This window comes from Tsukamurella sp. M9C, from assembly GCF_020169415.1.
Classification (GTDB): Bacteria; Actinomycetota; Actinomycetes; order Mycobacteriales; family Mycobacteriaceae; genus Tsukamurella.
In genome coordinates, this window is sequence record NZ_JAIULG010000015.1 from 63,254 (window position 1) to 81,340 (window position 18,087).

Below are 18,087 nucleotides of genomic sequence, written 5' to 3' on the forward strand. Positions count from 1 at the left end.
GATCTCCACCTCTTCCGGTGTCAGGCGGCCGGCGCCGCGCCGGCCGCATCGGGTGCGCCGGCCGCGCCGACCACCGTGGTTCCGTCGGGCGACCAGTACAGCCGCCCGTGTTCGAAGTCCTGCCGCACGCCGCCGTCGGCGAGCCTCATCTCCGACGAGACGGGCCACCCCAGCGGCCCCTTCTCGTAGCCGTCGCGGGCCCAGCGGGCGCCGATCGTGCCCGCCACGAAGAAGCCCTGTGCGGCGTCACGTCGCCGGTAGAGCACCCCGCGCTCGAAGGCCTCGACCTGCCCGTCCGGCAGCTCCGTGTGGTCCACCACCGGGTAGCCCAGGGGGCCGTTCTCCCGCTGGTAGGACGTGTAGGACTCCAGCAACCGGGTCGGCACGGCGTGCGCCCCGGTGAGGGCGGTCCAGTAGACGGTGCCGCCCCGGAAGGCCGCGAACCAGCCGCGCCCGTCGGGACAGGCGACCGCGACGAGGTCCTTCCGCGGGCCGAGCCAGTCGGCGGCCCGGGCCGCGACGGCGCCGATAGCGGCCTCCGCCTGTGCCGCGGCGTCGACCGGCGGGGGGACGGGCACCGGGCCCGCGGCGGCCGGCGCTGCGGCAGCGTCGGCCTTGGCGGCGTCCGCGGGAGCCGCCGCGCCGCTGAACACGGCGACGTCCGCGGCGAAGACGTCCCAGGGGAATCCGTCGCCCACGTCGGTGTGGTCGCCGATGCCCAGCGCGCGGGTGACGTACCGGTGGTCGCTGATGCCGTCGGTGACCCGGTACGGCGGGGCGACGACGGTCGTGGCGAAGCCGTACTTGCGCGCGTCCGCCACCGCGAGCCACGCCGCGATCGTGAGGTCGGCGCGGCGCTCGAGCCAATCGGCGCGCGACCACCCGGCGTGACTGCCCGCGAAGCACAGATTGATCGTGTACGGGTTGGCGCTGAGCACGCTCCACGAGGCGAAGTCGGTGTCGACGACGTCGCACACGACCCCGTCCCGCACGGTGTAGTGGTAGCTGGCGCCGTGCGCCGCGTCGTTGCAGAAGGCGGCGAGGCGCTCGGCGGTGCTGTTCCCCTCCTCGGTGTGCAGGAGGAAGTTCCGGATCACCGCGCCGTTGCGCGACGAGCGGGAACCGCCCATCCGGTCGAGTTCGGTGTAGGCGGGTGCGGGGGACATCGCGACTCCGTTCGCGTCGTCGGGAAAGGGTGACGGGGCGGCCGCGGCCAAGCGGTCGTAGATCGCCTGCGCCTGCGCCATCCGCTCGTCGTAGCGATCGGGGAAGGCCGAGCGCTGGACCTGCTGGGCGTACCAGCCGGGCGTGTGGGCGGGCGAGTCGAAGGGCTGCGCCTTGAGTGCCGTGTAGAACAGGCGCGAGCTCAGGGTGGGGTCCATGCGCTCCCGCGCGCTCGAGCCCCACCACGGCGCCCGCTGTTGCAGGGGCCCGACGCTGTTCGCGTCCGAGCCGACGGCGTCGTGGGGTTCCTTGAGGGAATCGGGGTCGGCGGCGTTGGCGTAGACGGTGAGGTTCGATTCGACGAGGCCGGTCGCCAGGCAGATCACGATCCCGCGCTCGGAGACGCCGGACCGGCGCCCCTCCGCGATGAACGCGGCGGCGACCGCATCGCGGGTGTACGCGCTCATACCGGCACTACCGACTTCTTCCAGCTGCAGACACGGGCGAGCAGGTCGATCCCGGAGACCGGCCGGTTCGCGCTGTCGCGCCACATGGGGAGGCCGTACGCGGTGGTGTGCTGTCCGCTCGCGAAGCCCGACAGATCTGCCGGCCAGGACCACCACCCCGGGTCGAACCAGTGCCCGACGTTCGCGAGATCGGAGACGACGTCCTCGATCCCGTCGTCGACGAGCTGCGCGATCAGGCGGTTCGGGTCGGTCAGGGTGAATGCCATCACCGGACCGGCGAAGGCGTGCAGGGGCGATACGGCGGGGCAGGAGGTCATCACGTCGCCGGGACTGGCGATCTCGAACAACGGCACCGGCGACCGCTGGTCGTTCGGCACGGTCCCGGTGCCGCCCGTCGCGTAGATGCCGAAGCGGTTCGGCGCGATCGGCAGCCCGTAGGAGACGCCCGCCCGCCGGCTGGGGTCGGCGATGGTGCCGACCATCAGGCAACCCGCCGTGTCAGCACTCGTCTTGAGCCACCGGTTCACGCCGACGGCGCCGAGCGAGTAGCCGAGAACGATGTAACGGTCCCCGGGGTGGAGCGCCGCGGTCCGGCTGCGGAGCCAGTCCACCACCTGCGTCGCGCTGTTGTCGCCCGACGGTGCCAGCGGATCGCGGGCGGCGTTGTCGAGGCTGATCGCGGCGCTGTAGATCACCTGTTCCACGGTGACCTCGCGCAATTGCCGGGTGACGTTGTCCAGCATGTTGCCCGACACGGGTTCGCCGGTGCCCCGGGCGCAGAAGACGAAAACGGACATTCGCTCGCTCCTTCGGTGCGGAGATCGCCGGGGCGGGAGAGGGATTCCGCTGGTGCGTACGGCGATCTGAAGGAAAGTCTGCGCAGCAGCGACGCCGAGCACACGAGTAGCGCACTACCTGATTTGTCGCCGGCTCCGTGGACGGCGGTGCGAGATCAGCCGCGGCGGATCGCAAACATCGAATTTTCGACCATTAGTACCCGAATCGACGTGCCGGGCAGGAAGACCCGGGAGATTCGACCTGCGCAGTCGGGCCGCACCGGGACTAGAATAGGTGTTCATGCGACAGCAGTTGCGGATCGTCGAGCGGGGGCGCGAGTACGACGACGTCCGCGCGGCGCTCGATGCGGGGTCCGCGGGCTGTGGGGTCATCGTGACGGGGGACGCCGGCGTCGGCAAGACGACGCTCGCGCGGTCGGTCGCGGCGGATTCGAAGCTGCACGTGCAGTGGGTCGCGGGAACGGAATCCGCGCGCGGGATCCCCCTCGGGGTGTTCGCGCATCTCGTCGGCCCGGCCACCTCCACCGATCCGGTCACCTACCTGTCGGCGGCGCGGGAATCGCTGCTCGCGGACGGGCACCTCGTCGTCGGCGTGGACGATGCGCATCTGCTCGACGAGCTCTCGGCGACCCTGCTGCACCAACTCGCCATCGACCGCGCCGTCCACCTCATCGCGACGGTCCGCAGCGGCGAGGCGGTGCCCGACGCCATCACCAGCCTGTGGAAGGACGGCCACGTCGTCCGGATCGCGCTGGATCCCTTCACGCTGGAACAGAGCGTCGAGCTGGTCGAGGCGGCGGTCGGCGGCCGCCTCGAGGGCCTGTCCGCGCGCCTGATGTGGGAGGCCTCCGGTGGGAACGCGCTCTACCTCAAGCACCTCGTGCAGGGGGCGCTGGAATCGGGGGCGCTGCGCGAGGTCGGCGGCGTGTGGCAGATGCGCGGACGGGCGGCGGTGACCTCGGAGTTGGCCTCGCTCCTCGACGGGCGCGTCGATCACCTCGACGACGCCGTGCTGCACGTGCTGAAGCTGCTGACGCTTTGCGAGCCGATCGACCTCGACGTGCTGGCCGACCTCGGTGGGGACGACGCCGTGGAGAAGGCCGAGGCCGAGGGGCTGATCCGGATCGCCCGCGAGGGCCGCGCGCTCTCGGTCCGCTACGCGCATCCGCTCTTCGGCGAGGTGATCCGGGGCCGGCTGGGATTCGCCGCGTCGCGGCGGCTGCGCGGGCACCTCGTCGAGGCGCTGGGGCGGCGCGAGGTCTCCTCGGCGTCGGACCGGATCCGGCTCGCGGGACTGGCTCTCGACAGCGACGCCGACCTCGAACCGGGCCTCCTGTGCGATGCCGCCCGCGACGCCCTGATGCTCGCGAACGTCCCGATGGGGGAGCGCTTCGCCCGCGCCGCGCTGGACGGCGGGGCCGGGCTGCCCGCCGCGTGCCTCCTGGCGCGCGCGCTGATGTGGCAGGGCGAGGCGGCCGAGTCCGACCGGGTGCTCCGGGCCTTCGACCCCGACGATCTCGACGAGGTCGAGCTCGTGCTGTGGGGCGCGCAGCGGATCGGGAACCTGTTCTGGGCGGTCGGCGACGTGGCCGCCGCGAACGAGGTGCTAGCGCTGCTGGCCGAGCGCGTCGAGGCGCCCGTCCTCGCACTCATCGTGCAGGGCATCGGGGCGGCGTGCGCCGCGTTCACCGACGACCTGCCGCGGGCGCTGGAGCTGGCGGACGGCGTCATCGGGTCGCCCGCGGCAACGCCCTGGGCCGTGGAATGGGCCGTCTTCGCAGGCGGTTTCGCGCGGGCGCTGGCCGGCCGCGGCGACGAGGTGGCGGCGCTCGCGGTGCGTGGCCGCGAGGCCGAACCGCACACGGACGGCGTGCTGCGGTTCCCCGCGGGCTACGGGGAGATCCTCGCGCTGACGCTCACCGGGGCCTTCGAGCGCGCCCGCGCCGCGGCGCAGCGCTACGTCGAGTTCCGTTCCGCGGGGCAGTTCCTCGCGTGGGCGCTCTCCGGCATCCATGTCAGCGCGGTCGACCTCGCGGAGGGGAACTACGCGCGGGTCGTCCAGCAGGCGGAGCAGACCCTGGCGACGGTCCGCGACCGCCCCGACGTCTCGTGGGTCTTCCCCGCGCGGTTCCAGCTGGCGCAGGCGTACGCCGCGCTCGGCGAGGCGGAGGCGGCGGCCGCGGCGATGCTCGACGCCCGCCGGCATTTCGGGGACAACGTGGCGGTGTTCGGCCACCAGCTCATGATCGCGCAGGCGTGGCAGGAGGCGGCGGCGGGGACCACGTCCGCGGCGATCGCCACCTCCCGAGCGGCGGCCGACGCCGCGGGGGTGAGCGGGCAGCACGCCCTCGAGGCGGAGGCGCTGCACACCGCCGCGCGGCTCGGTGACGCGGAGCCCGGGATCGCAGACCGCCTCGATGCGCTCGCGGAACGACTGGACGGCGTGCTGGTCCCGGTGTACGCCCGGCACGCCCGCGCGCTGGCCGACCGGGACGGTGCGGGCCTCGACGCCTGCGCGGCGGAGTTCGAGCGGATCGGCGCCCTGCCCTCGGCAGCGGATGCGGCCGCTGCGGCGGCGAGCATGCACGCACTGGCGGACGCACGGAGCGCGATGCACGCCTCCGCGGCCACCGCGGACCGTCTGGCCGCGGCCTGTGGCGGCCTGCGGACGCCCGCACTCGCGGAGTCCGCCCACCCGCTCCCGCTCACCACCCGGGAGCGGGAGATCGCGAATCTCATCGCCGCCGGACTCACGAACAAGGAGATCGCGGACCGGCTGTTCCTGTCGGTCCGGACGGTCGAGGGGCACATCTACCGCGCCTGCGCCAAGGTGGACGCGACCGATCGCGCGGGCCTTGCGTCCGCGCTCGTGCGGGGGCGCCGCGATGCGGCCCGAATCGAGTAGCCCACTACTCGTGACCGCTGTCCGCCCGCTTCGTACGGTCGGACCATGAACGCCATCCGGAAGCCGAAGACCCTGGTGATCTGCTGCGACGGCACGTGGCAGAAGCCCGACAACAAGCACGTCTCGAACGTGGAGAAGATCGCCCGCGGCGTGGCCCCCGTCGGGCACGACGGCGAGCCCCAGATCGTCTACTACCAGCGCGGCGTGGGCTCCGCCGGCAGCCGGATCGAGCGCGTTCTCGCGGGTGCCTTCGGGTTCGGGCTCGACGCGAACATCCTCGACTGCTACTGCTTCCTGGCGCTCAACTACGAGCCGGGCGACCGGATCTCGGTGTTCGGCTTCAGCCGCGGCGCCTACACGGCGCGAAGCCTCATCGGGATGATCTCCCACGTCGGCCTTCTGACCCCGGACGGCGTCGCGCAGGACAAGCTGCCCGAGGCGATGTCCGTGTACCGGACGCGGCCGCCGGGCGAGAAGAAGGACCCGAAGCACGACGCGGACCTCGCGAGGCTGCAGCCGTACTGCTATGACGAGGGCGTCGTCACCATCGACAATCTGGGCGTCTTCGACACCGTCGGCGCCCTGGGCCTCCCCGGCATCGCCCGCGAGAAGTACCGGTTCCACGACGTCGAGCTCAGCCCGAAGGTGAACCGCGCCCGACAGGCCCTCGCGCTCGGCGAGCGCCGCCGGCCCTTCGCGCCCTGCCTGTGGGGCGGCGCGCACCGGGACATCCGGCAGGTGTGGTTCGACGGCGTCCACCTCGACGTGGGCGGAGGGTACGAGAACTCCTTCTACTCGGACCGGTCCCTGCTCTGGATGGTCGGCGAGGTGGCGCAACGCGGCCGGCTGCGGGAGTCCGTGCGGCCCAAGGCCGCCGTCCGGCCGGAGGACTACGACGACTATCCGGGGCTGCGCTTCGACTGGTCCATGCTCGGGCCGGGCCTGTGCTCCACCGGCCCCGTCGAGAACGATTCGCTGGGCTTCGGATATCGGATCGCCAACGCCCTCGCGGCGATCCGCGACCTGTGGCGCCGGCCCGGGCCCGGCGTCGTGCCGGTCTTCGCCGGCGGGTGGCGCACCATGGCGCCGACCGCGCCGAGCGTGAACGATCCGCACGGCCGCGCCTACGACGTCCACCTCGAACGCAGCGCCGCCCAGCGCGGGATCAACCCGAACACGGCGATCTGGGTGGCCGAGGTGCGCGGCGCCCTCAGCCTGAAGCCCGACGGCTCGACCGGGCCGGCCGACGTGCACGCGCTGGACAATCTCTACACCGAGGTCCCCACCTTCGCGGCCCTCAGCGCGCCGCCCGCGAGTGGGACGCTCAGAGCTGGCTGATCACGTCGAAGTCGCATCCCTCCGCGCGCGCCAGGTACATCCGCTGATGCGCGTGGCCGTCGCGGAGCGCCATGTTGCCGCGGGCCCCTTCGTAGTGCACGCCGCCGACCCCCGCCATGATGTCCCGGACGTCCGTGCTGCGCACCGTCGACAACAGGGACTCGAGCAGGAGCATGCCCTCGAAGCAGGACTCGCCCATCGACGTCGGGGTGCAGGCGTCGGGGCCGAAGCGGCCGAAGTAGCGGGCGCCGAACTCCATCGACTCGGACGTCACCACGGAGTCGAAGTAGCCCGCCGAGGCGAACAGGTCGCGCGTGGCGTCCGGGCCCGAGGCCATCAGCATGTGCTCGTCCATGAGCGGCGAATAGCGCACGAAGGCACCGTCGAGGCCGGCCGCCGCGAAGGCCCGGTTGAACTCGACCGCGTCCTGCCCGAGGAGGAGCATGAGCACGCCGTCGGCGTCGGAGCGCGCGATGTCGGTGACGACGGACGAGAAGTCCTCGGTGCCGACGGGGACGAAGCGCGCGCCCACGAGATCGTCGCCGAGGCGGCGCGCGAAGCGCACGCACGCCTTCGCGCTGTCGCGGGCCCAGAGGTAGTCGCTGCCGACGATCCACCACCGGCGCAGTCCGCGTTCCCGGCGGAGCCATTCGAGGGCGGGGAGGATCTGCTCCTCGGGCGTCTCGCCCGTGAGGAAGACGCCGGCCGTCGACTCGCCGCCCTCGTAGAGCGCGGTGTAGACGTAGGGCACTCGCAGGTCGAGCCGCGCGGAGAGCGCGCGCCGCACGTCGGAGGTGTGCCAGCCGACGATGGCGTCGATCTCGCCCGCCGCCAGCAGGGATTCGACCTCGCGCGTCACGTTCGCCACGCCGGTGGCGGAGTCGATGGGGCGCACGGTCAACTCGCGCCCGAGGATCCCGCCCCGGGTGTTGATGTCGTCGGCGGCCAGCGTCGTGCAACTGAGGCACGACGGTCCGAACAGGCCCGCGGGGCCACGTCGGGGGTACAACAACCCAACGGTGTACTCGCTCATGGACGTCCGCTCGTCTGAAGTCCTGCCCTACGGACCGGTGTACAGACGAGCCTACGCGGAGCGCGCCCGCAGCCGGGGAAGAACGCGATACAGTGGTCGCGGATTGCGATGACACAGTCGAGGATCGGGGCGGACATGGACGCGAGCGCGGACCTGCGGGAGGCGCCGGCGCGCACCGCTTTCGCGGCCGTCTGCGAGGCCGACGATCTCGTCATGAACGTCCTCACCCCGGCCCTCGCGGAGCACGACCTCACCGTCGAGCACTTCCGCGCGCTGCGCCTGCTCGCCGCGGTCGAAGGTGCCACCGTCGGTGAGCTGGCGGCCCGGACCGGCACCACTCCGTCGTCCACCACCCGCCTGGTCGACCGCCTGGTCGAGCGCAACCTCGCGTACCGGCGACCCGCTCCGGGCGACCGGCGCAGTGTTCTGCTGACGCTCTCCGACACCGGCCGTGAGGTCTGGGAGTCGCTCGTCCTGCGCCTGTCGTAGCAACCCCTACCTGCGTTTTCACCGATTCCGCTGCGCGCATCGAGCTGTCCGCGAATACTACCGATCAGAGATAGTGCCGAATCGGTAATAAATCGGGAGTCGCGATGACCACACTCGGATTGCTCTTCGTCGGAGCCGTTCTGTTCGTCAACGGGGCCTGGTTCCTCGGGGCGATCTCCGCCCGCGAGGCGGGCGTCTTCAACCTCTTCGTCGGGGCGATACAGGTCGTCCTACCGACGCTCGCGGTCGTCGCCGCCGACGGTGACCTCGGCGGGGTCTTCGGGGCGGGGTCGAGCTACCTGTTCGGCCTCACCTACCTCTACGTCGGCGTCAACAACCTCATGGGCAACGACGGCCGCGGCCTCGGCTGGTACTCGCTCTTCGTGTCCGCCATGGCGATCGTCTTCGGCGTCTTCTCCTTCTCGTCGGACCCCGTCTTCGGCGTCATCTGGTTCGTCTGGGCCGTGATGTGGCTGTTGTTCTTCCTCATCCTGGCCGTCGGGAAGACCTCGCTCATGCCCTTCACCGGCTGGCTGATCCTCGTCGGCTCGCACCTGACCGCGACGGTCCCCGCGCTGCTGATCTGGCGGGGGAACTGGCCCACCAGTACGTCGGCGGCCCTGTGGGCGGTGGTGATCGCCGTCGCGCTCCTGGTGCTGAGCGCCGTGGCGGCGCGGGTGCTGCCGTCGCTGCCGGCTCCGGCGTCCGCGCTCCAGTCCGTGCCGGCGGCCGCCGCGCCCGAGGCCGCCTGATCCTGCAATCCCTGCCCTGCAACGACATCAACGAAATCAACGAAAGGTCCCACCATGCGTCACGGAGACATCTCCTCCAGCCCGGACACCGTCGGCGTCGCCGTCGTCAACTACAAGATGCCGCGCCTGCACGACCGTGCCGGGGTCATCGAGAACTGTCACAAGATCGCCGAGATGATCGTCGGAATGAAGGCCGGCCTGCCGGGCATGGACCTCGTCGTCTTCCCCGAGTACTCCACGCAGGGCATCATGTACGACCCCGACGAGATGTACGCCACCGCCGCCGCGATCCCCGGTGAGGAGACGAAGATCTTCTCCGACGCCTGCCGCAAGGCCGGCACCTGGGGCGTCTTCTCCATCACCGGTGAGCAGCACGAGGACCACCCGAACAAGCCGCCCTACAACACCCTGATCCTCATCAACGACCAGGGCGAGATCGTCCAGAAGTACCGCAAGATCATCCCGTGGGCCCCCATCGAGGGCTGGTACCCCGGCAGCTCCACCTATGTCGTGGACGGCCCCAAGGGGCTCAAGGTCTCGCTCATCGTCTGCGACGACGGCAATTACCCGGAGATCTGGCGCGACTGCGCCATGAAGGGCGCGGAGCTCGTGGTGCGCTGCCAGGGCTACATGTACCCGTCGAAGGATCAGCAGGTGCTCATGGCCAAGGCCATGGCCTGGGCCAACAACGTCTACGTCGCCGTCGCCAACGCCGCCGGCTTCGACGGCGTCTACTCCTACTTCGGCCACTCGGCGATCATCGGCTTCGACGGCCGCACGCTCGGCGAGACCGGCGAGGAGGAGTACGGCATCCAGTACGCGCAGCTCTCCGTCTCGACGATCCGCGACGCCCGCAAGCACGACCAGTCGCAGAACCACCTCTTCAAGATCCTCCACCGCGGCTACACGGGCATCCACGCCGCGGGCGAGGGCGACAAGGGCGTCGCCGAGTGCCCCTTCGACTTCTACAAGCTGTGGGTCACCGACGCCGAGGCCGCGCGGGAGCAGGTCGAATCCTTCACGCGCGACACGATCGGCGTCGCCGACTGCCCCGTCGGGACCCTGCCCACCGAGAAGACCCGCGAGGCGTAGACCGTGCCCTTCATCACCGATCGCCTGGCCGCCGAGGGCGTCGCCGTCGGCGGCCAGGCGTCCGGCCACTCCGAGTCCCGCCCCACCGACGCCGAGTTCGCCAAGGCGGCGGTCGGGCGGGTCGACGCGGCGCGGATCCTGGCGCAGCTGCGCGCCAACGTCTTCGGACAGGACCACGCGATCGAGTCGATCTTCAAGACCCTTTCGGTGGTGCAGGCGGGCCTTACGGACAAGACCCGTCCGCTCGCCAGTCACCTGCTGGTCGGCCCCACCGGGACCGGCAAGACCGAGATCGTCCGCCAGCTGGCCTCCGCGCTGCGGACGGGGCCGGACGACTTCTGCCAGGTGGACATGTCGGCCATGGCGCAGGAGCACTACGCCGCGTCCTTCGCCGGGGCGCCGCCCGGCTACTCCGGCTCCAAGGAGGGGCTCAGCGTCTTCGACCGCGACCGCATCGAGGGCACCGTCTCCATGCCGGGGATCGTGCTCTTCGACGAGGTCGAGAAGGCGCACACCACGGTGCTGCGGGCCCTGCTGCACGTGCTGGACCGGGGTCAGCTGACCCTGGCGAACGGGCAGCAGCGCTACGACTTCCGCAACTGCCTGGTGTTCATGACCTCCAACCTCGGCAGCCGCGAGCTGCGCGCCGAGCAGGAGCGTCCGTGGCACCGGGCCGGGCGCTCGGTCTCCCGGCTGCTGCCCGCGCCGGCGGGGGAGCGGGTGGACCGCGTCCTGGAGGGGCGCCTCGACCGGATCTCGGAGCAATCGATCGCCCGGTTCTTCGATCCCGAGTTCCTCAACCGGATCGACGAGGTGACGCTCTTCGAGGAGCTCTCCCAGGACACCGCGGTGGAGGTGGCCCGGCACGAGCTGGAGATGTTCGCGGACCGGGCCCGCAAGCGGGGCGTGGACCTGACGATCGACGACGCGGTCGCCGCCCATCTGGTGGAGACCGGCTTCGACCCGGTGTACGGGGCGCGCTCCGTCCGGCGCGCGATCCGGCACGACGTCTGGCCCATGGTGGCCGAGGCCGTGATCGCGCACCGCGCGGCGCGCATGGCGGACACGACGAGCCGCGTCTCCGCGGTCCTCGTGGTCGACTGTGCCGCGGTGCGCTGCCGGGTGGGCGGTCCGGCGGCGTAACGGCTCAGATCCGGCGCTGCAGCGCCTCCGCCGCCTGCAACAGGTCGGCGGCCCACCGGGCGCCGGGCCGCCGGCCCATGCGGTCGGTCGGGCCGGACACGGAGATCGCCGCGATCACCTCGCCGCGCGGATTGCGGACCGGCGCCGAGACGCTGGCGACGCCCGACTCGCGCTCGCCGGCGCTCTGCGCCCAGCCGCGCTTGCGGACCTCGGCGAGCGCGCGGTCGCTGAAGAAGGAGTCGGTCCGGGGATCCGCCCACGCCGCGAGCACCTTCGCGCCCGAGCCGGCGGTCATCGGGAGCCGGGATCCCACCGGTACGGTGTCGCGCAGGCCCGAGGGCGGCTCGGCGGCGGCGACGCACACCCGGTGATCGCCCTCGCGGCGGTAGAGCTGGACCGACTCCCCGGTGATCTCGCGGAGCCGGGGCAGGACCATCGCCGCCGTGTCGACGAGCGCGTCGGCGGTGCTGGCCGCGAGCTCGCGCAGCGCGGACCCGGGCCGCCACAGGCCGTCCCCGTCCCGAGTGAGCAGGCCGTGCAGCTCCAGCCCGACGGCCAGACGGTGCGCCGTCGCCCGCGGCAGGCCGGTGCGGCCGCACAGCTCGGCGAGGCTCGCCGGCTCCTCCGCGGCCGCGCGCAGCACGGCCACCGACTTGTCGAGCACGCCGATCCCGCTCACCGGGGTGAGGCTTTCGGGGGTGTCCGACGGTGCGGTATCATTTCCCATAGTTCGATACTAGGCTCTCGCATGGTGGGATTCAACGCGCAGCCCGCGTCCACCGGCGGAGCGAAGATCATGGAGCAGGTGGGAAGCATGCAGCCGCGCACAATGGCCGAGAAGGTCTGGGATCAGCACGTCGTCGTCAAGGGGGAGGGCGAGGGCGCCTCGCGCGAGCCCGACCTCATCTACATCGACCTGCACCTCGTGCACGAGGTGACGAGCCCGCAGGCCTTCGACGGCCTGCGCCTGGCCGGCCGGCCGGTGCGGCGCCCCGACCTCACCATCGCCACCGAGGACCACAACGTGCCCACCGACACGCTGGTCCAACCCATCGCCGACGAGGTCTCCCGCACCCAGGTGGAGACCCTGCGCCGCAACTGCGCCGAGTTCGGCGTCCGCCTGCACTCCATGGGCGACGGCGAGCAGGGCATCGTCCACGTGATGGGACCGCAGCTCGGTCTCACCCAGCCGGGCATGACGGTCGTCTGCGGCGACAGCCACACGTCCACGCACGGAGCCTTCGGCGCCATCGCCATGGGCATCGGCACCTCGGAGGTCGAGCACGTGCTGGCCACCCAGACCCTGCCGCTCAAGCCCTTCAAGACCATGGCCATCAACGTCTCCGGCGAGCTGCAGCCCGGCGTCACCTCCAAGGACCTGATCCTGGCGATCATCGCCAAGATCGGCACCGGCGGCGGCCAGGGCTACGTGCTCGAGTACCGCGGCAGCGCCATCGAGAAGCTCTCGATGGAGGCGCGGATGACCATCTGCAACATGTCGATCGAGGCCGGCGCCCGCGCCGGCCTGATCGCGCCCGACCGGATCACCTACGACTACCTCGAGGGGCGCGACCACGCGCCGAAGGGCGCCGACTGGGACGCCGCGATCGAGGCCTGGGACGCCCTTCGCACCGACGAGGGCGCGGTTTTCGACGCCGAGGTCGACATCGACGGCAGCGCGCTCACTCCCTTCGTCACCTGGGGCACGAACCCCGGCCAGGGCCTGCCGCTGAGCGCCTCGGTGCCCGATCCCGAGTCCTTCGGCTCGGACGGCGAGAAGGAGACCGCCGCGAAGGCGCTGCAGTACATGGGCCTCGAGGCGGGCACCCCGCTGCGCGACATCGCCGTCGACGCCGTCTTCGTCGGCTCGTGCACCAACGGCCGGATCGAGGATCTGCGCGCCGTCGCCGAGATCCTCCGCGGCCGCAAGGTGGCAGAGGGCGTCCGCATGCTCGTGGTACCCGGGTCGATGCGCGTGCGCGCCCAGGCCGAGGAGGAGGGCCTGGGGCAGGTCTTCCTCGACGCCGGCGCCGAGTGGCGGCAGGCCGGCTGCTCGATGTGCCTGGGCATGAACCCGGATCAGCTCGCCGCCGGCGAGCGCTCCGCGTCCACGTCGAACCGCAACTTCGAGGGGCGCCAGGGCAAGGGCAGCCGCACGCACCTGGTCTCGCCGGCGGTCGCCGCCGCGACGGCCGTCCGCGGCACCCTCTCCGCCCCGGCCGATCTGGCCCCCGTAGCCGGCGCGTAGCGCCCGCCCGTCCGCAGTCCAAGGAGAACGAGCATGGAAGCCATCGTCACCCACACCGGCATCGGCGTGCCGCTGCGCCGCACCAACGTCGACACCGACCAGATCATCCCCGCCGTCTACCTCAAGCGCGTGACCCGCACCGGATTCGAGGACGGGCTGTTCTCGGCCTGGCGCGGCGATCCGAACTTCATCCTCAACACCCCGCCCTATGACCGCGGCTCGGTGCTCGTCGCCGGACCGGACTTCGGCACCGGCAGCTCCCGCGAGCACGCCGTGTGGGCCCTCATGGACTACGGCTTCCGGGTAGTCATCTCGTCGCGGTTCGCGGACATCTTCCGCGGCAATTCGGGCAAGGCGGGTCTCGTGGCCGCTCTGGTCGAGCAGGAGAACGTCGAGCTGCTCTGGAAGGCCCTCGAGAACGATCCCGGGCTGGAGATCACCGTCGACCTCGAGGACAAGACGGTGACCGCCGGGGACTTGGTAGTTCCCTTCACGATCGACGACCCGGTCCGATACCGCTTGATGGCCGGTCTGGACGACATCGGCATCACTCTGCAGCAGGACGAGGCCATCGCCGAGTTTGAAAGCCGCAGGCCCGCATACAAACCCGTGACCCTGTAGGTCGAAAACCCGTCAGTGGCGGCATCGGATCGAACCGGTGCCGCCACTTGTCATTCCGACACATCTTCGATCAAATCTGGCGTGGCTCTTGGATTGAATGCAATTCTGCGTTTACGGTGTCCCTAGTTGGCTCAGCGGTGAGCCTCCGACCACAGAGGGAAGATCGTCCATGAACAAGGCAGAACTGATCGAGGCGCTCACCGAGAAGCTGGGCACCGACCGCCGGACCGCCGGCGCCGCCGTCGAGGCGATCGTGGACACGATCGTCCGTGCCGTCCACTCCGGTGAGTCGGTGACCATCACGGGCTTCGGCGTCTTCGAGCAGCGCAAGCGCGCCGCTCGCGTCGCCCGCAACCCCCGCACCGGCGAGACCGTCAAGGTCAAGCCCACGTCCGTGCCCGCGTTCCGTCCCGGTGCGCAGTTCAAGGCCGTGATCTCCGGCTCGGCCAAGCTGCCGGCCTCGGGTCCCGCCGTCCGCCGCAGCTCGGCCACGGCGGCCGCGCCCGCCAAGAAGGCGGCGGCGAAGAAGGCTCCGGCGAAGGCCGCCAAGGCGACCGCCACCAAGGCGGCCGCGAAGAAGGCCCCGGCGAAGGCGACCAAGGCCGCCCCCGCGAAGAAGGCTCCGGCGAAGACCACGCCGGCCAAGAAGGCCGCGACCAAGGCTCCCGCCAAGAAGGCCGCGACCAAGGCTCCCGCCAAGAAGGCCGCGACCAAGGCCCCCGCCAAGAAGGCTCCGGCGAAGGCCACGCCGGCCAAGAAGGCCGCGACCAAGGCCCCCGCCAAGAAGGCTCCGGCGAAGGCCACCCCGGCCAAGAAGGCCGCGACCAAGGCCCCCGCCAAGAAGGCCCCGGCCAAGAAGGCTCCCGCCAAGAAGGCCGCCAAGAAGTAGACGACGCCCGTCGAGCCCCGCTGCCCCTGGAGCCTCAGTGCTCCAGGGGCAGCGGGCTGTCGATGTGGTCCATGGTCAGCAGGCGCCCGCCCTCGGTGGTGAGCACCCACACGCTGGCCTTGCGGTTGCGGGCCGCGGGCAGGCGCGCGTCGTCCGCCCCCGCCCACCACGCGGTGAGGTCGGGGATCACGCCGCCCTGGCTGCACACCACGGGCACAGTGCCCGATTCCTCGCCCATCCGCGCGATCTCGCGGATCCGGCGACGGGCAGCCGCCGGATCGCGGGCGTAGGCCGTTTCCGACATCGTCGGCTCCTCCGTCAGAGGCAGGCCCGTCTCAGCCGCCAGCGGCTCCAGGGTCTGCGTGCACCGCACCGGCGGCGCCGAGAACAGGTGGCCGGGCCCGAACGCCCCCAGGAGGTCCACGAGGGCCTCCGCCTGGGCCCGCCCGTTCCGGTCCAGGGGCCGCGCCAGGTCGTCGCCCTGATAGCCCTGCTTCCGACCGGCCTTGGCGTGCCGGACGATCAGCATCGTCGCCGTGGACCGCGGCTGCTTGCCGAAGGCCCGCAGGATCCGCCGGTCGATCGGATAGCTCAGCAGGGCCGTGGCGGCCCGCACGGACAGCCAGCGCAGCTCGTCGGTCTCCTCGTTCGGCGCGAAGACACCGGAACCCGCGAGGGCCGACCAGTATCCGACGCGCTTGCGCACCGTCGACCCACCCGGGCCGTGCCGTTTGCGCCGGGGCACGTCGTACGAGACCTGGCCGACGGCGCGCACGAACCGGGCGGAGAAGCCCGTCTCCTCGACGACCTCGCGCAGCCCGGCCACGACGGGGTTCTCGTCGGGCTCCACATGCCCCTTGGGCAGCGACCAGTCGTCGTACCGCGGCCGGTGCACCACGGCCACTTCCGGACCGTCCGGGGTGGGGCGCCAGAGCACGCCCCCGGAGGCGCGGACGACCGCGCCCTCGCCTCCGCCGCTCACCGCAGGCTCGCGCGGTGCGCGCGCATCAGTTCCCGCTGGTGATCCCGGACGGCCTCGCCCGGGACGGGGGAGGCGTTCCAGTTCCCGTCACCGTCGAGCACCCAGCAGCGGGTGGCGGGATCGAGTGCGGAGTCGAACATCTCGCCCAGCTGCCGCGCGAGGCGCGGGTCCTTCACCTGCGCCATCACCTCGACGCGGCGATCCAGGTTGCGGTGCATCATGTCGGCGCTGCCGATCCAGAACTCGTCCGCGCCGCGGAAGTGCAGGATCCGGGAGTGCTCGAGGAACTGCCCGAGAATCGATCGGACGGTGATGTTCTCGCTCACCCCCGGGACGCCGGGCCGCAGCGCGCAGATGCCCCGGACGACGACCTCGACGGGCACGCCCGCCTGGCTCGCGCGGTACAGCGCGTCGATGATCTGCTCGTCCACCACGGCGTTCGCCTTGAGCTGCACGCCGGCCGGCTTGCCCGCGCGCTGCAGTTCGATCTCCCGATCGATCCGCTCCACGATGCCCGACCGGATGCCGTGCGGCGCCACCATCAGGTTGCGGTACTCCTCCTTGCGGGAGTAGCCCGTGAGCCGGTTGAACAGATCCGTCAGGTCCGCGCCCAGATCGGGATCGGCGGTGAACAGGCCGACGTCCTCGTACAGGCGCGCGGTCTTGGGGTTGTAGTTGCCCGTACCGATGTGGCAGTACCGGCGGATCGTCGAGCCCTCGCGGCGGACCACCAGGCAGGTCTTGCAGTGGGTCTTCAGGCCCACCAGCCCGTAGACCACGTGCACCCCGGCCTGCTCCAACTTCCTGGCCCACTTGATGTTCGCCTGCTCGTCGAAGCGGGCCTTGATCTCGACCAGGGCCACGACCTGCTTGCCGGCCTCGGCGGCGTCGATCAGCGCGTCGACGATCGGCGAATCGCCCGACGTGCGGTACAGGGTCTGCTTGATCGCCAAGACGTGGGGATCCGCGGCCGCCTGCTCGATGAACCGCTGCACGCTGGTCGAGAAGGAGTCGTACGGGTGGTGGACGAGGACGTCGCCCTCGCGGAGTGTGGAGAAGACGCTCTTGGGCGTCTCCCGCTCACCGAACGCGGGGTGGGTCACGGGGACGAAGGGCTTCTCCTTCAAGTCGGGCCGGTCCACGCCGTACAGCTCGAACATGCAGTTCAGGTCGAGCAGGCCGGGCACGGTGATGACATCGGCCGGGTCGACGTCCATCTCGCGCAGCAGCAGCTCGAGCATGTGCTCGGACATGTCCTCCGCCACTTCGAGGCGCACCGGTGAGCCGAACCGGCGCCGCGCGAGCTCCCGCTCGAGGGCCTGCAGCAGATCCTCGTCGCGGTCCTCCTCGACCTCGAAATCCGCGTTGCGCGTGATGCGGAAGACGTGATGCTCCGACACCGTCATCCCCGGGAAGAGGACGTCGAGGTGCGCGGAGATCAGGTCCTCGAGGGGGAGCACCGCGTGGTCCATCCGCTCGCTGCGGACCGAGACCATCCGAGCGACGTTGTCCGGCACCTTCACGCGCGCGAAATGCTCGCCACCCGTGGCCGTGTCGACCACCGCCACGGCGAGGTTGAGCGAGAGGCCCGAGATGTACGGGAAGGGGTGCGCGGGATCGACGGCGAGCGGCGTGAGCACGGGGAAGACCTGCGTGTGGAAGTACGCGGAGAGGTCCTCGCGTTCGGCCGGCGAGAGATCCGCCCAGCTGACCACCGAGATGCCCTGCGCCGCCAACTCCGGGCGCACGGCGTCGCTGAACACGAGGGCGTGCTTGTGCGAGAGCTCCTGGGTCCGCTGGGAGATCAGTCGCAGTTGCTCGCGGGGCGTGAGGCCGTCGGCCGATCGGACCGACAGGCCCATCTGGTCGCGGCGCTTGAGCCCGGCCACCCGGACCATGAAGAACTCGTCCAGGTTCGAGGCGAAGATCGCCAGGAACTTCGCCCGGTCCAGCAGCGGCAGCGAGGCGTCCTCCGCCATCGCCAGCACGCGGGCGTTGAAGTCGAGCCAGCTCAGTTCCCGGTTGAGGTAGCGGTCCGCGGGCAGGTCGCTGGGCACCTCGGTCGGTGCCGCGGGGGGCGCCGTCGGGATCGCCGTCGGCCGTCCGGACGGCGGAACGGCCGGCTCGGCCACCGCGGCGCTCGGGGCGGGGGTCGGTTCGGCGGAGG

General features: G+C 71.4%; 15 protein-coding genes. 9 read left to right on the forward strand and 6 right to left on the reverse strand.

All coding sequences use genetic code 11. From position 1 onward, the window contains the following. Positions 1-20: 20 nt before the first annotated feature. Together LB823_RS09800 and LB823_RS09805 are read right to left on the reverse strand one after the other, a co-directional pair. Positions 21-1,631 carry an N-acetylmuramoyl-L-alanine amidase gene (locus LB823_RS09800; RefSeq protein WP_224646807.1) on the reverse strand — a complete coding sequence of 537 codons (1,611 nt, stop codon included), beginning with the start codon at positions 1,629-1,631 and terminating at the stop codon, positions 21-23. Then, entirely contained in the window at positions 1,628-2,428 is an 801-nt protein-coding gene (locus LB823_RS09805) for a hypothetical protein (RefSeq protein ID WP_224646808.1), read from the reverse strand. Before LB823_RS09805 ends, LB823_RS09800 begins: the two co-directional genes overlap by 4 nt. Positions 2,429-2,708: 280 nt before the next feature. Between LB823_RS09805 and LB823_RS09810 the strand changes: the two genes are divergently transcribed. Together LB823_RS09810 and LB823_RS09815 are read left to right on the forward strand one after the other, a co-directional pair. After that, positions 2,709-5,333: a LuxR family transcriptional regulator gene (locus LB823_RS09810; RefSeq protein ID WP_224646809.1), complete on the forward strand. Its 2,625-nt coding sequence runs from the start codon at positions 2,709-2,711 to the stop codon at positions 5,331-5,333. Positions 5,334-5,378: 45 nt separating this feature from the next. After that, a complete protein-coding gene (locus tag LB823_RS09815; RefSeq protein ID WP_224646810.1) occupies positions 5,379-6,671 on the forward strand; it encodes a DUF2235 domain-containing protein in 1,293 nt (430 codons plus the stop codon). Here LB823_RS09815 and LB823_RS09820 read toward each other — a convergent pair. Next, positions 6,658-7,704 carry a substrate-binding domain-containing protein gene (locus LB823_RS09820; protein WP_224646811.1) on the reverse strand — a complete coding sequence of 349 codons (1,047 nt, stop codon included), beginning with the start codon at positions 7,702-7,704 and terminating at the stop codon, positions 6,658-6,660. The two genes, LB823_RS09815 and LB823_RS09820, sit on opposite strands and share 14 nt — an antisense overlap. A gap of 108 nt (positions 7,705-7,812) precedes the next feature. On the opposite strand from LB823_RS09820, the gene LB823_RS09825 reads away from it, so the two are divergent. The 4 genes from LB823_RS09825 (at position 7,813) to LB823_RS09840 (ending at position 11,180) form a co-directional block, all read left to right on the forward strand. Beyond that, positions 7,813-8,193, forward strand: a complete 381-nt coding sequence (locus LB823_RS09825) for a MarR family transcriptional regulator (protein WP_224646812.1) — start codon at positions 7,813-7,815, stop codon at positions 8,191-8,193. 104 nt (positions 8,194-8,297) lie between these two features. Next, positions 8,298-8,945, forward strand: a complete 648-nt coding sequence (locus tag LB823_RS09830; RefSeq protein WP_224646813.1) for an AmiS/UreI family transporter — start codon at positions 8,298-8,300, stop codon at positions 8,943-8,945. 54 nt (positions 8,946-8,999) lie between these two features. Next, the gene (locus LB823_RS09835) at positions 9,000-10,037 is read left to right on the forward strand and encodes an aliphatic amidase (protein ID WP_068521441.1); all 1,038 of its coding nucleotides are present in this window, start codon (positions 9,000-9,002) and stop codon (positions 10,035-10,037) included. A gap of 3 nt (positions 10,038-10,040) precedes the next feature. Further along, a complete protein-coding gene (locus LB823_RS09840; protein ID WP_224646814.1) occupies positions 10,041-11,180 on the forward strand; it encodes an AAA family ATPase in 1,140 nt (379 codons plus the stop codon). A gap of 4 nt (positions 11,181-11,184) precedes the next feature. Here LB823_RS09840 and LB823_RS09845 read toward each other — a convergent pair whose 3' ends face one another. Then, positions 11,185-11,907: an IclR family transcriptional regulator gene (locus LB823_RS09845; protein ID WP_224646815.1), complete on the reverse strand. Its 723-nt coding sequence runs from the start codon at positions 11,905-11,907 to the stop codon at positions 11,185-11,187. An 87-nt stretch (positions 11,908-11,994) separates the two neighbouring features. On the opposite strand from LB823_RS09845, the gene leuC reads away from it, so the two are divergent. The 3 genes from leuC (at position 11,995) to LB823_RS09860 (ending at position 14,938) form a co-directional block, all read left to right on the forward strand. Beyond that, the gene (gene leuC / locus LB823_RS09850) at positions 11,995-13,428 is read left to right on the forward strand and encodes a 3-isopropylmalate dehydratase large subunit (RefSeq protein WP_224646824.1); all 1,434 of its coding nucleotides are present in this window, start codon (positions 11,995-11,997) and stop codon (positions 13,426-13,428) included. A gap of 33 nt (positions 13,429-13,461) precedes the next feature. Beyond that, positions 13,462-14,049 carry a 3-isopropylmalate dehydratase small subunit gene (gene leuD / locus LB823_RS09855; RefSeq protein WP_224646818.1) on the forward strand — a complete coding sequence of 196 codons (588 nt, stop codon included), beginning with the start codon at positions 13,462-13,464 and terminating at the stop codon, positions 14,047-14,049. Positions 14,050-14,218: 169 nt separating this feature from the next. Next, entirely contained in the window at positions 14,219-14,938 is a 720-nt protein-coding gene (locus LB823_RS09860; protein ID WP_224646820.1) for an HU family DNA-binding protein, read from the forward strand. A gap of 34 nt (positions 14,939-14,972) precedes the next feature. On the opposite strand, the gene LB823_RS09865 is transcribed toward LB823_RS09860, so the two are convergent. Next, positions 14,973-15,920 (reverse strand): NUDIX hydrolase, encoded by a 948-nt coding sequence (locus LB823_RS09865; RefSeq protein WP_224646821.1) that lies wholly within the window; start codon positions 15,918-15,920, stop codon positions 14,973-14,975. Then, entirely contained in the window at positions 15,917-18,052 is a 2,136-nt protein-coding gene (locus LB823_RS09870; protein ID WP_224646825.1) for an RNA degradosome polyphosphate kinase, read from the reverse strand. The genes LB823_RS09865 and LB823_RS09870 overlap by 4 nt, the downstream gene beginning before the upstream one ends. Positions 18,053-18,087: the final 35 nt, after the last annotated feature.